The sequence below is a fragment of the Aliicoccus persicus genome, assembly GCF_900110815.1.
Taxonomy (GTDB): Bacteria; Bacillota; Bacilli; order Staphylococcales; family Salinicoccaceae; genus Aliicoccus; species Aliicoccus persicus.
In genome coordinates this window covers 123,698-136,568 of sequence record NZ_FOIT01000002.1, presented here as the reverse complement: position 1 = coordinate 136,568, position 12,871 = coordinate 123,698, and the positions used below count along the sequence as shown (strand labels likewise).

Sequence of the window (12,871 nt, the reverse complement as noted above, 5' to 3'; positions counted from 1 at the left end):
TGCTCACGGACACGCAGATTGATTTGCGTTTCAATGAGACTCGCTCACTGACGCGCAGATTGATTTGCGTTTCAATGAGACTCGCTCACTGACGCGCAAATTGATTTACGTTCCAATGTGGATTGTTCACTGACACGCAGATTGATTTGCGTTCCAATGAAGCTCGCTCATAGACACGCAGATTGATTTGCGTTCCAATGAAACCCGCTCACTGACGCGCAGATTGATTTGCGTTCCAATGAGGCTTGCTCACGGACACGCAGATTGATTTGCGTTCCAATGAAACTAGCTCACGGACACGCAAACAGATTTACACGCCAATGAAACCCGCTCACTGGCACGAAAACAGATTTACACGTCAATGAAACCCACTCACTGACACGAAACACAACAATAAACAAAAAACGGCCCAAACCCAGGCCGTTTTACTCTCTTATTTCCTCTTCCAAATCTCGTACGTGTGCGGGTGCTTATTTTTCTCATCCACTGGACCTGCCCAGTGTTCAACGCGTTCGAATGGTTCGTAATCAAAATCTTCCGGGAAGTAGACATCACCTTCAAATGTGTCATGAACTACTGTTCGATATAATTCATCGACTTCTGACTCGAACAGTTCAAATAATGTGCTTCCGCCAATGATGTATAAATCTTCGTTACCATACTTTGCAATTTCAAGAATCTCTTCTTTTGAGTGGACCACAATTGCACCTGGTGCTTCATAACTCTCATCTGATGTTAATACAATGTTGCGTCGTCTAGGCAATGGTCGATGTGGTATCGTATCGTACGTTTTTCTTCCAGCTACGATATCACCACGCATCGTAATCTCCTTAAAAAATTTCACATCTGCAGGCAAACGCCACGGCAATGCATCACCATCTCCGATCAAACGATTTTCATCTTCTGCCCAAACATATGCAATCACACGACTCATCTCCTTTTATTGAATGTATTAACCGATAAAAAGCCTCATTTTACATCTAACTTCATCAATTGCTCATTATGTTCATCATCGAACCCATTAGATACAAAGCCGAAGCTTTCCACAATCTTTTTCATTGCATCGTTACCAACAACGTAGTTGCAATGTAGTACATCCATATCTTCCCGTTGGCGCGCAATCTCAATCACTTTCTCAACAAGTTTTTTTCCATAACATTTTCCTTGATGGTTTTTATCGATCATCATGCGCCAAATCATATATGCACGTTCTTCTTCATCTACATCAATCAAAATAAATCCAACAAGTTCTTCATTGTTATAAACCGCATATGGAAAGACATCTTCATTTGCTCGATACAACCATGCCTCTGCTAGAGATCTAACGTTTGGTGCGACTAACTTCGCCTTTTGCTGGTCTTCACTAAGTTCAAGTGACAATACGTCATGAAAATCTTCTTCTGTAATTTCTCGTAGTTCAATCATAAATTTCTCCTAAAATTAATCATTGTAAGCATTTAAAAGTTGATACTATAGCTGTTTACATCGATTTTTGATAATTTAAAAGTAACATACTTTCAAAAAGGATGATAATTATGACTGAAACAATCCAAGTGATTGCGAATTTTTCTGAAGGTAGAAATAAAGAAATCTATAATGGTTTAAAGCAAATTGCACAAAATGGTCAGGGCTACAAGTTGATTGGTTCTCTTGCTGAACCTGACTACAATCGAAGCGGGTTTTATCTGCTCGGAGAAAAGTCGGGGATATTAGACACAGTTGTTGAAATGCTTGAATATGCTATCAGTCACATTGATATGACAAAGCAAGAGGGGCCTCATCCATGGATAGGTGCAGGTGATGTGATAGCGGTTATACCTGTAAAAAATATTACAATGGAAGAATGTGTTGAATATGCCGAGCAACTGGGGCAGGTGATTGGTGAGACATTAAAGTTACCAGTGTATTTGTATGGTGAGGCTGCTAAAAATGAGGAACGAAAAGATCTTTCAAAAATCATTAAAGGAGAATTTGAAGGATTCCCACAAAAGATAAAACAACCAGAATGGCAGCCGGACTATGGTCCAAATACAGTTCATCCAACAGCTGGTGTGACTGCAATAGGTGTGCTCCGTGATTTAATATCACTTAATATCAACATAAATACCACCGATATAACGGCTGCAAAAGCGACTGCATCTGCAATTCGAGAGAAAAACAGTGGTTTGAAAGGATTAAAAGCCATTGCACTGGATTTGGATTCTAAAGCAGGTATACAAATTTCGACGACAATCGAAAACTATAAGGAACTTCCGTTGCATGTCGTGTTTGAGCGTGTAAAAGAAGAGGCAGCGTCCAGGGATATTGAAGTCATCAATTCTGAAATATTCGGTATTGTACCGGCCGATGTGATGATTCAAACAGCATCGCATTATTTACAGGCTGATCATTTTAATTCTGACAAACAAATACTAGAGAACTATTTAATTTAGTTCTCTAGCACTTCTTTTAGCACAATCGCATGATTATGTTTTTCATCTTTAGCCGCGTACAACAGCGTTACATTATGGCCATCCGCATCTTTACGGATATCTTCGAGCGTGTCCTGATGCGATTCCAGCTCTTTTTTGTACTTCTTTTTAAAATCTGTCCACTTTTCCTCATCGTGGTCAAACCATTTCCTTAGTTCTGTTGATGGCGCGATATCTTTGTACCATTCATCGTGTTTTAATTCTTCTTTATTTATACCTCTTGGCCAAACACGGTCAATCAAAATACGTTTGCCATCTTGATTTGAAACATCATCGTACACTCGTTTAATCTTTAACATAGAATCAATGCCTCCATCTTAAGAGCACATCTCATGTGATGTTATAAAACGATGAACTTATTATAATTTGATTTTAGTTCTTCTGTAATATGGTGCTCTATATTAATCACCGTACCCGGGAATTTCATAATCAAATCATTTAATCATAATCTTAAGCAAACACCATCTGCACAAGTATCATATAAAATATTGTACCTCCAGCAAGTGAGAGGAGCATATTTCGTTTCCAGTAATGCAACACGATAATCAGACCAATTGCAAGCAACTCTGGCAAGAACCCTGAAACGCTCGTTAAATCCACATTTCTCAACGAATAGACGACGAGTAATCCAAATACTGCTGGTGGCAGTACATAGCCAAGGTATTTCATGTATTGCGGTGTCTCTTTATCACCTGAGAAAATTAAAAATGGTAAAAACCGTGTTAACAGTGTACCTAAAACAACAACGCCAATAATGATTATATGTTCTGTGATCGTCATCATTTAATCACCTCGCGTTTTTCAACTGTCGATTTAATGGATGTTAATGACACCAGTATCAAGATCATCGCTGGAATGATGAAGTTGTCTGTTCCAAATATCAACAAAGATAGAACAGATGCAACGATTCCAATGATCGAACTGATGTGATTATGTTCTTTCATCCAGTTTTCTAAAAAGATTATGACAAATAGGGCGACCATGACGAACTCGAGTCCGTCGGTATTGAATGTGACTGCAGAACTGAACAAACTGCCAATCGTCGTGCCGCCCACCCAATAAATCTGATTCAAAAGTGTCACATAGAACATGAACCACCCTTGATTTATGTATTGTGGAACTTGGGTAGAACTGTTGATAACAAATGATTCATCACACATGCCGTATATTAAGTACGCTTTCTTCTTACCGGTACCTTTGAACTTGTCGAGCATGGCAATGCCATAAAATAAGTGACGGGCGTTTATCATCAGTGTCAGTAAAAAAGCACTGAGTGGGGCAAATGGCCCAAGTAGTAAACTGCCTGCAACGAATTCCATCGAGCCGGCGAAGATAAACATACTCATGGAGATTGCGTAGAGTGGTCCGAATCCTAGGGAGTTCATGTAAATACCGTAGGACATGCCGAGAAAGGCGAATCCTGCTAATATCGGTATCGTTTTAGGAAAAGCATATTTAAACGTTGAAACATGTTCATCGAATGACATTGAGTAACCCCCTATATGCAATTGCTAAATGATTTAATTATGAATGTATCACAATCCATGACTGTTTGAGTGGATATTGCTCTAAAAAGTTTTCTATTATTCTACTGTACTAACTTTACGTCGTGACGCACTGACCAATACGACAATACCTAAAATGATAAAGACTATGCCAATCCAAGACGTAAGTGATAGTGCCTCACCAAGCAGAAATACACCGAGCAATGCAGCAGTCAACGGTTCGGCTAACGCCAGTGTAACGGCGGTAGACGACTTCACGTGTCTAAGTCCCTGTGCAAATAAGAAATACGCAAGTGCTGTTGCCACGATACCTAAGTGTAAGCTGGCACCAAGTCCATTTATTTCTATAATCCAAGACATATCAAAGATGAATAAGAACGGCGATAGCATCAGGCCGCTTAATGAGAAGATGACGGCTGTTGCTGATAATGATGGTTGAACTTGTACGACGCTGCGGCTGACGAGCGTATACGTCGCAAAGACAAGACCTGCGCCGAGTGCGAGCATGATCCCAATCGGGTCCACCTGCACAGATTCACTATTTGCAAACAAAAGAATACACCCGATGATCGATAAGCTCGTTGAGTACCACCAGACGCGTGTTGGACGTGTCTTTAGAAATATCCATTCTAATAGTCCAGATAATATCGGGGCACTACCAATTGTTACAACTGTTCCGACTGCAACACCTGTGACCATAACGCCAGTGAAGAAGAGCGGTTGATACACGGCCATCGATAATGTAGCAAGCAGTGTCGCTTTTATTGGCCAATTTTTTAATGATAATGAGCTACTCACGAGTAAAATAAGCATTAAAAAAGACCCACCGATTGCTAGCCTGGCTGCACCGATTGCAATTGGATGTGCATCATCCGGTGCGAGTGCTTGAGCTGTGCCCGTGGTACCCCATAGAACTGCTGCTAATAATATCAATAATGGTGCTATATTCTTCACAAGAGTGCCCCCTTACTCAACAATTAAATCTTCATATTACCCACAATAATAACCGTCCAGACGATTAAAAGTCTAGACGGCTACTCATCATTCATATTGTTTTAACGTTTACCAAACATTCGTGTTAGAGACTCCGGCACTTTTGCTTCAAAACGCATTACTTTTCCTGTCGATGGGTGTTTTAACGCAATGGCATGTGCATGAAGTCCGAGTCGTTTTATGATGCGAGACTTTGCACCATATTTTTTGTCGCCAACCACTGGATGTCCGATGTCACTCATATGAACACGCACTTGGTTTTTACGACCTGTTTCAAGATTTACACGAAGTAGGGTATATCCACGCGTGTGGTTCAGTGGTGCATAATGCGTAATCGCTTTCTTACCTTTTTTTGGATCTTTCGATGAATGGACCTTAAATGATTGATCTTCACTTAAATAAGATGTCACAGTCCCAGATTTTCCTACGTATCCTTCAACTAGAGCCACATAAGTACGCTCTTTCGCTTTGTCACTCCAGTTATCCTGCAACTTCTTTTGTACCATTTGATTTTTAGCAAATACCATCACACCTGAAGTATCCTTGTCCAAACGATGGACGATGAAGATACGTGTTTTCGGATTGATGGTCTGTAAATAATTCGATAACAGTCGGTATGCTGTGAAGCGGTCTTCACTATCTGTCGCAATCGATAAAAGTCCAGCTTCTTTTGAAATAACGATGATATCATCATCTTCATGCAGCACTTCGATCCCTCTGATATCTGCATGGTGCTTCGATGTACTTTTTTCAATCTCAACGCGGTCGCCAGGTTTTAGTGGATCATTAAACTGCGTCGTCGATTGGCCGTTAACGAGCACTTGGCCACGAGAGAGCATTGCTTTTACTGATTTTTTACTACGGTCAGACATTTTTTCAAAGAGAAACTTCAGTACTTCATTCGGCTCTTCGACTGTCCACTCATCTTTAATTAAATTTAAATCTTTTTTATTGTTCATGTATGACTTCCTTCTAATACTTCGATTGTTTATTAAGTATACACGGTTTGACCCTGTTATGCCTCACCATTCCATTCTCTGAAGAACTGATTTAAGAATTCTTTCATATATGATTCTCTTTTGTCAGCAATTTTGACTGCAGTTTTTGTATTCATCTTATCTTTCAATAATAGAAGCTTTTCATAAAAATGATTGATTGAAGTTGACTGACCACCACGATATTCTTCAAAACTCATCTGATCTCGTACCGGGATTTTTGGGTCATACATCGCTTGAGATTTCGCGCCGCCGTATTGGAATGTGCGAGCAATTCCAATTGCACCAAGTGCATCTAAACGATCCGCATCCTGCACGATTTGTGCTTCGATGTTTGTCAGCGGTTTGCCTGTTCCACCCTTGAATGATATCGTCGTTATAATCTCAACAATTGCTTCTATATCAACGGTTGTAACGCCGTTACTTTCAAGCATATCTCTAATTTCTTGTAGCGCACCTTCGACATCATCCGTTACTTTATCGTCTGGGACATCATGCAATAGGGCAGCTGCAATTACTATAAATTCATTCGCTTTTTCCTCTTTTAAAATCTCTTTTGCAAGCGATGTCACCCGGTAGATATGGTACCAGTCGTGTCCACTTTTTTCGTCGTGAAGTTTATCCTTCACCCAGTCTTCAATATTATTTAGTACATGTACTTCATTCATAACAGTATTACTCCTTCAGGTTCATGTTCTCAAACTTATTGTATACCATTTTAAATCAACCAAAAAAGGAGTACGCCAACAGTAAAACCGAATATTGAATGACTCGCAGTCCAGTTAAACCAAGAGATCCAATCGTTATGGCTCGGTGGTGTGCGTGTGAGTGCACTTAAGAAGTAAAGAATACCGCCGCCGAGTGAAAACACATAAATATATGGCCATATGGCTAATTCTAAATTAAACGGAATCAATAAATAATATAAAATAACAGCACTAGAAATGCATGTCACATAATGAAAAATGAGACCCGTAATGGGAAGGTGGGCCCATTGTTTTAAGAATGGTATGTAGTCCATGTTGTAGAGAAGTATTTCTGCTTTATTGCCAGTCGTAAACCGAACGAGTTTCATAACTCCGGCTAATACCACACCTGCGATAAATCCGATTAAGATGAGCAACAAAAAAGTTTCCATTGAATCAGTCCTCCAATCATATTCATTCATTTGTTCTAACTTTTATTTACCCCTCATTTATTTGATACATTCATAACATTTGAAATAGTTCTAAATAGATTGAAAGAATTATATTTGTTAAAGTGTAGAGACACCACCATCAGGGGCATTGTGATACTGAAATTTCCTATTTCAATATATCAATCCTTTAAGAAAGACAACTATTTTTCCATACAACGTTTTTACAACAATAAAGGAGGAAGATTTGATGTCTGTTAGAAAAGAATTTGAACGGATCAGTAAAATAGAAGACGAAATCGGTGTATTAACACTTTATTTGACTACCGATGCGAGCAGTCCAGAATTAAATAATGGTGAATGGAAAATTCACTTAAAAAATGAAATCAAAGAAATGAAAAACTATGCCGATAAAGACGCGAATGACGATGAGAAGAAAGCATTGAAAAAGTTGCTGAAACAATTTGAAGATCGCGTGAGTGAACTTCAAATGGACTTACACAAAGGATTAGTCATCACGGCATCAGCAGATGGGGAGTTATGGGAAGAAAGAAATCTACAAGTGCCTGTGACAACGACGCTCCACTGGGAGAAAACGCCAGCAACTAAACAGTTTGAAGCAATTATTCAAAAATATCCAAATGTTGCAGTCATTGCACTACAAAAAACGGATGTGCGATTTATTGAAACTGAACTCGGTGATATAAAAGATGAGATTGCTTATAGTTGGGATTTCGAAAGTGAAAGTTGGTTGGACTACAACAATGATTCACCACCAGGCTCAAGAGGTTCTGGACAAGATCATTTTGAACGCCGATTCAATGAAAACAAACATCGTTGGTACAAAAATATCGCACCTAAGATTGGTAAGAAGATTAAAGATAGAGGACTTGAAGGTGCTTATTTAATTGGCAGTAGTGACCTCGTTCAAGCACTCGAAGAAAACATGGATAAGGCACATTTAAGCGGTGTCGTATATAAAAACATCGGTACGAAGAAAAGCCATGAGATCGTTAACGAAATATATGAAGATTTGATTTAAGAGGAAAAAGGGCAGAGGCAAAATCTTATAGGCCGTTAAACGGATCTGCGTGCCAATGAGAGTGGCTCACTGACGCGCAAGCGGATTTACGTGCCAATGAGAGTGGTTCACTGGCGCGCAAATGGATTTACGTGCCAATGAGAGTGGCTCACTGACGCGCAAGCGGATTTACGTGCCAATGAGAGTGGTTCACTGGCGCGCAAATGGATTTACGTGCCAATGAAAGTGGCTCACTGGCGCGCAAATGGATTTACGTGCCAATGAGAGTGGCTCACTGACGCGCAAGCGGATTTACGTGCCAATGAGAGTGGTTCACTGGCGCGCAAATGGATTTACGTGCCAATGAGAGTGGCTCACTGACGCGCAAACGGATTTACGTGCCAATGAAAGTGGCTCACTGACGCGCAAACGGATATAATCTGTGTGTCCTTGCTAAGGGTTCCACTTTAAGTCCAGTCTCAAAATAAAAGCGCACTCGACTCCTTGGGGAATAGCATCTGCGTGAGACTACAGGCTCACGCGATACCCCAGGAAAAAGCGAGTGCGCTTTTTATTTTAAATTTACTTAATCAAAACTTATGTCCAAACACCGTTGGTTATATTTTAAAACATATCCGTTGAATGTTTTGGTTGAAGTCTTGCATCTGGATCCATATATTGTTTCGCATGATTTACTGCAATAGGACCATCACCAAACCCAGTGACAATCAATTTAACTTTTCCTGGGTAGGTGTTTATATCACCAGCAGCATAAATTCCTGGTATATTCGTCTCCATTTTTGAATTGACGACGATACTGTTTTTCTCAATTTCTAGTCCCCAATCTTTGATTGGTCCTAATGTGGACACAAAGCCATAGTTACAAATGATTGAGTCCGGACGTAACTCATGAACTGTATCGCCTTTAACTTCTTGCAGAGTAATCGAATCAATTTTGTTTGACGTCGTAATGCTTTCTGCTTTATATGGTGTCAATACTTCAATACTCGATGCATGAAGACGTTCGACACTGTGCTCATGTGCACGGAACTTATCGCGTCGGTGAACAATCGTTACTTTTTTAGCAACCTCTTCAAGCATCAGTGCCCAGTCAACGGCAGAGTCACCACCACCGAGTAACACGACATGCTGATCTCTAAATTGTTCCATATCTCTAATGTGATAATGCAAGTTCTTTCCTTCAAATTCTTCACTGTTGTCAATATTTAAAAGACGTGGCTTAAATGCACCGTTACCAGCAGTGAGAATCATCGTTTTCGTCAAATGTACTTCGCCTGTGTTAGATGTGAGCTTCAACGTGCCGTCATCTAAACGTTCAACATTTTCAATTGCCTGTGAAAGAACAATTTCGGGATCGAATAATTTTATCTGTTCTTCGAGCTGATTGACTAAATCTTGCGCCTTGACTTTAGGGAATCCCGGAACATCATAAATATCTTTTTCCGGATACAGTGAAGTCAGCTGACCACCAACATGGGGTAAACTTTCTATAATTTTTACACTTGCTTGGCGCATTCCACCATAAAATGCTGTAAATAATCCTGTCGGACCGGCACCAATAATCGTAATATCATAAACCTTTGTCATAACTAACTGAGACCTCTCCTTATGAATTTCACCTATAAAAGGTATTGCTACATACAAGTATGAATACGAAAATTTCTAAAGTCAATTTGTGAGATTGTGTCCCAATTTCAAACAAAAACACACCATCTACTGATGATGTGTTTAATATACGCTTTATTTTGTAAGTATCTTATCCAAAACGAACGCATAGCACTCCGCTTCTTCTTTCAAATGATTGATACGACCCGATGCACCAAAGTGTCCGGCACCCATATGTGTTTTTAAAACAATCGTATTATCATCTGTTTTCATCTCACGTAATCTCGCAACCCATTTTGCTGGTTCAAAGTAACCGACCCGAGGATCATTTAATCCTGCTGTCACGTATAGATGTGGATAATCTTTACTCTCTACGTTATCGTACGGACTATATGACTTCATGTAATGATAGGATTCTTCATTTTGAGGATTTCCCCATTCGTCCCATTCTAGCGTCGTTAGCGGCAATGTATCGTCAAGCATCGTCGTTACAACGTCAACAAATGGCACTTCTGGTACAATGACTTTGAATTTACTACCGGCCATGTTAGCAACAGCACCAACGAGTAATCCACCCGCACTACCACCACGAGCAGCAAGCTGATTTGCAGTCGTATAACCTTCGTCAATTAAATAATCTGCGGCTGCAATAAAGTCCGTAAATGAGTTCATTTTCTTGTTCATTTTTCCATCTTCATACCAAGTACGTCCCATTTCAGATCCACCTCTAATTTGAACGGTCACAAACACGACACCCTGATCTAAAATTGGAAGTATATATGGACTAAAGAATGGATTACTATTCGAACCATATGAACCATACGCTTCAAGAATTAGTGGTGCAGGTCCGCCCTTAAGAGCATCCTGATGATAGAGCATCATCATCGGCACCTCTACACCATCTGCAGCAGTAACCCAGAGTTGCTTCTGAACATAGTTCGACTTATCGTAGTCTCCACTCACTGGTGCAACTTGCAGTACCTCTTTTTTACCACTACCAATATCTAGTGCATACGTCGTTTTCGGAGTAATCAACGAATAAAATCCAATCAATACTTCGCTAGCATCATAGCTTTGATCGCCAATAATATAGACTGTGTAAATATCCTCATCCCAATTTACAAGTTCAAGCTGACCCGCTTCAAGCCTCCAAATCTGAGTCATACCATTTTCACGACCGTAAACAAACAGTACGCCTTTAAACGGATAAACACCTTGTATATAACGTTTCTCATCATGTTCAACAAGAACTTGTTTTTCACTGAAATCACCTAAAGATGCACTTAATAATTTAAAGTTTATTGCATCTTCATTTGTAACAATAATCAAATCATTCTCCCAATGCTCAACAAAGTAAATCACACCACGCTTACGCGCATCAACTAACTTGGGTGCTTCAAGTGGTTGTTCCGTGTCGATCAATCTGACTTCGGTCGTCATCGTTGATCCTGAAATCACACTGATAAACTTCCCACTCTGCGTCATTTCCATAAATATAGTAAACGTTGAATCTTTCTCTTCGTACAGAAGCTCGTCCGTATCAATACTTGTACCTAACTGATGACGCCATAATTTATCTGGACGTTGCATATCATCAAGCGTGATATAGAAAATGTACTTACCATCCTTGCTCCATTCGATACTACTAAACAGATAGACATTCGGAATTTTATCTTCCAACAATTCACCTGTTTCTAAATTCTTAATGAATAGCGTATATCGATCGGTGCCATCTCTATTCTCTAAGTATGCAAGTAATTTATGATCCGAACTTATGCGCTGCTCAGTAACATTTAAGTATTCTTCTTCATTGTTTGGATCAGACAAAGTATTAACATCAAGAACAATCTCTTCTTTAGCATCATCTAAATCTTCACGTCTGCCCGCACGCTTGCGTGCATAAATCTCATACTGCTGTTCTTTTTCTAATCGAGAGTAATAGAAATAAGGCCCACGTTTTACCGGTACGACTTCTTCTGATTCTGGTATACGTTCAACCATCTGTTCAAAAATCTGATCTGATTGTGCTTGTAGCGAAGAAAGTTTATGTTTGAAATATTTGTTCTCTTCTTCTAAATAGTCAATGACTTCTTGATTATCCGAATCTTTTAACCAATCGTATGGATCTTGACGTACGTCATCATGAATTCTGTGTTCATATGGTATTTGTTTTGCTTTAGGTGGTTGCATAATAATCTCCCTTCATTTGAAATAAATATTCATTTCTTTGTGTTCATTATACTATAGGAAATAACCAACTTCATGGTAACTTTAGTAATATCTATAAAATTGAATTTTTGTTAAACTGTTGTTAATTCAACTCATTTTGAAAATTATTTAATAGCGAACATAGGAAAGAGGAAGCATTATGAGGTCTAAGAGGAATTCTACAGGTGTTTTTTCTCTACGTTCAATCTTATCTCTATTCGGTCTCGTATTAGTCATCGGCATATTGATATGGGTGAGTTTTAATGTAGATGTTCCAAGACCGGCTGAACTAAGAGAAATGGTCCAAGGTTACGGTTGGGCTGGCTGGCTAATCTTCATTGGCATTACAGCATTGATCGCCATTACACCAATTCCCGTAACGATACCCGCACTCGTCGCAGGGTCTCTTTATGGTGTGATTGAAGGTACCTTATTCTCCTACACAGGTGTCGCCATAGGTTCGTGGCTTGGTTATTGGCTTGCCCGTTTTACAGGTCAAAAATGGACATTCAAAATTCTTAGTGGTCATGGAAGAACCGTGAAAAAGTATTTGAGTAATGCTGGGTTCCTTGCGATGTGTACTGCAAGACTCATGCCAGGACTCCCGTATTGGCCGGTCAATTATGGTGCTGGTGCACTCGGTGTCACCCAATCCACATTTGTATCAGCAACGTTACTCGCCACTTTACCAGGACAAATATCATTGGTTGCCCTTGGTTCATTTGCTGCCAACCAATCTCTGTTTAATGGTATAGTACTCGTTTCTGCTTGGGTTGTCGTACTTGTAGGTACATGGACTTCTTACAGATACATGAAGAAGTCACAAAAGAGAGTGATTTAGTGTTTTAACAACATCAAATAAACTTTGACTGACATAGGTAAAATAAAAATTCCAATTATTCAATAATCAATGATTG

14 protein-coding genes are annotated in these 12,871 nt (G+C 39.6%); 3 read left to right on the top strand and 11 right to left on the bottom strand.

Annotated elements, in window-relative coordinates; translation table 11 throughout:
• Positions 1 to 433: 433 nt before the first annotated feature.
• Both BMW30_RS04300 and BMW30_RS04295 read right to left on the bottom strand, forming a co-directional pair.
• Positions 434 to 934, bottom strand: coding sequence for a dihydrofolate reductase (locus BMW30_RS04300; RefSeq protein WP_245705630.1), 501 nt, complete (start codon positions 932 to 934; stop codon positions 434 to 436).
• A gap of 35 nt (positions 935 to 969) precedes the next feature.
• Complete coding sequence (locus BMW30_RS04295) at positions 970 to 1,425, bottom strand: GNAT family N-acetyltransferase (RefSeq protein WP_091474251.1); 456 nt, start codon at positions 1,423 to 1,425, stop codon at positions 970 to 972.
• A 110-nt stretch (positions 1,426 to 1,535) separates the two neighbouring features.
• Between BMW30_RS04295 and ftcD the strand changes: the two genes are divergently transcribed.
• Positions 1,536 to 2,432 carry a glutamate formimidoyltransferase gene (gene ftcD, locus BMW30_RS04290; RefSeq protein WP_180366212.1) on the top strand — a complete coding sequence of 299 codons (897 nt, stop codon included), beginning with the start codon at positions 1,536 to 1,538 and terminating at the stop codon, positions 2,430 to 2,432.
• On the opposite strand, the gene BMW30_RS04285 is transcribed toward ftcD, so the two are convergent.
• From BMW30_RS04285 to BMW30_RS04255, 7 genes are all read right to left on the bottom strand, one after another.
• Positions 2,429 to 2,770, bottom strand: coding sequence for a DUF488 domain-containing protein (locus BMW30_RS04285; RefSeq protein WP_091474247.1), 342 nt, complete (start codon positions 2,768 to 2,770; stop codon positions 2,429 to 2,431). The two genes, ftcD and BMW30_RS04285, sit on opposite strands and share 4 nt — an antisense overlap.
• A gap of 151 nt (positions 2,771 to 2,921) precedes the next feature.
• Entirely contained in the window at positions 2,922 to 3,251 is a 330-nt protein-coding gene (locus tag BMW30_RS04280) for a branched-chain amino acid transporter permease (RefSeq protein WP_091474245.1), read from the bottom strand.
• Positions 3,251 to 3,958 carry an AzlC family ABC transporter permease gene (locus BMW30_RS04275; protein WP_091474243.1) on the bottom strand — a complete coding sequence of 236 codons (708 nt, stop codon included), beginning with the start codon at positions 3,956 to 3,958 and terminating at the stop codon, positions 3,251 to 3,253. Before BMW30_RS04275 ends, BMW30_RS04280 begins: the two co-directional genes overlap by 1 nt.
• Before the next feature lie 96 nt (positions 3,959 to 4,054).
• Entirely contained in the window at positions 4,055 to 4,930 is an 876-nt protein-coding gene (locus BMW30_RS04270) for an EamA family transporter (RefSeq protein WP_091474242.1), read from the bottom strand.
• Between the two features lie 101 nt (positions 4,931 to 5,031).
• A complete protein-coding gene (locus BMW30_RS04265; RefSeq protein WP_091474240.1) occupies positions 5,032 to 5,928 on the bottom strand; it encodes an RluA family pseudouridine synthase in 897 nt (298 codons plus the stop codon).
• Positions 5,929 to 5,984: 56 nt separating this feature from the next.
• Complete coding sequence (locus BMW30_RS04260) at positions 5,985 to 6,632, bottom strand: HD domain-containing protein (RefSeq protein ID WP_091474238.1); 648 nt, start codon at positions 6,630 to 6,632, stop codon at positions 5,985 to 5,987.
• A gap of 50 nt (positions 6,633 to 6,682) precedes the next feature.
• Positions 6,683 to 7,102, bottom strand: a complete 420-nt coding sequence (locus tag BMW30_RS04255) for a hypothetical protein (RefSeq protein ID WP_091474236.1) — start codon at positions 7,100 to 7,102, stop codon at positions 6,683 to 6,685.
• A 247-nt stretch (positions 7,103 to 7,349) separates the two neighbouring features.
• On the opposite strand from BMW30_RS04255, the gene BMW30_RS04250 reads away from it, so the two are divergent.
• Entirely contained in the window at positions 7,350 to 8,141 is a 792-nt protein-coding gene (locus BMW30_RS04250; protein WP_091474234.1) for a VLRF1 family aeRF1-type release factor, read from the top strand.
• Between the two features lie 603 nt (positions 8,142 to 8,744).
• On the opposite strand, the gene BMW30_RS04245 is transcribed toward BMW30_RS04250, so the two are convergent.
• Positions 8,745 to 9,728: an NAD(P)/FAD-dependent oxidoreductase gene (locus tag BMW30_RS04245; RefSeq protein ID WP_091474232.1), complete on the bottom strand. Its 984-nt coding sequence runs from the start codon at positions 9,726 to 9,728 to the stop codon at positions 8,745 to 8,747.
• Positions 9,729 to 9,881: 153 nt separating this feature from the next.
• Positions 9,882 to 11,936 (bottom strand): S9 family peptidase, encoded by a 2,055-nt coding sequence (locus tag BMW30_RS04240; RefSeq protein ID WP_091474230.1) that lies wholly within the window; start codon positions 11,934 to 11,936, stop codon positions 9,882 to 9,884.
• 178 nt (positions 11,937 to 12,114) lie between these two features.
• On the opposite strand from BMW30_RS04240, the gene BMW30_RS04235 reads away from it, so the two are divergent.
• Positions 12,115 to 12,795 carry a TVP38/TMEM64 family protein gene (locus BMW30_RS04235; RefSeq protein ID WP_091474228.1) on the top strand — a complete coding sequence of 227 codons (681 nt, stop codon included), beginning with the start codon at positions 12,115 to 12,117 and terminating at the stop codon, positions 12,793 to 12,795.
• Positions 12,796 to 12,871 lie beyond the last annotated feature (76 nt).

Coding starts and splice junctions, on each gene's coding strand:
- BMW30_RS04300 (WP_245705630.1), bottom strand. CDS start 934: ATGAGTCGTGTGATTGCATATGTTTGGGCAGAAGATGAAAATCGTTTG.
- BMW30_RS04295 (WP_091474251.1), bottom strand. CDS start 1,425: ATGATTGAACTACGAGAAATTACAGAAGAAGATTTTCATGACGTATTG.
- ftcD (WP_180366212.1), top strand. CDS start 1,536: ATGACTGAAACAATCCAAGTGATTGCGAATTTTTCTGAAGGTAGAAAT.
- BMW30_RS04285 (WP_091474247.1), bottom strand. CDS start 2,770: ATGTTAAAGATTAAACGAGTGTACGATGATGTTTCAAATCAAGATGGC.
- BMW30_RS04280 (WP_091474245.1), bottom strand. CDS start 3,251: ATGACGATCACAGAACATATAATCATTATTGGCGTTGTTGTTTTAGGT.
- BMW30_RS04275 (WP_091474243.1), bottom strand. CDS start 3,958: ATGTCATTCGATGAACATGTTTCAACGTTTAAATATGCTTTTCCTAAA.
- BMW30_RS04265 (WP_091474240.1), bottom strand. CDS start 5,928: ATGAACAATAAAAAAGATTTAAATTTAATTAAAGATGAGTGGACAGTC.
- BMW30_RS04260 (WP_091474238.1), bottom strand. CDS start 6,632: ATGAATGAAGTACATGTACTAAATAATATTGAAGACTGGGTGAAGGAT.
- BMW30_RS04255 (WP_091474236.1), bottom strand. CDS start 7,102: ATGGAAACTTTTTTGTTGCTCATCTTAATCGGATTTATCGCAGGTGTG.
- BMW30_RS04250 (WP_091474234.1), top strand. CDS start 7,350: ATGTCTGTTAGAAAAGAATTTGAACGGATCAGTAAAATAGAAGACGAA.
- BMW30_RS04245 (WP_091474232.1), bottom strand. CDS start 9,728: ATGACAAAGGTTTATGATATTACGATTATTGGTGCCGGTCCGACAGGA.
- BMW30_RS04240 (WP_091474230.1), bottom strand. CDS start 11,936: ATGCAACCACCTAAAGCAAAACAAATACCATATGAACACAGAATTCAT.
- BMW30_RS04235 (WP_091474228.1), top strand. CDS start 12,115: ATGAGGTCTAAGAGGAATTCTACAGGTGTTTTTTCTCTACGTTCAATC.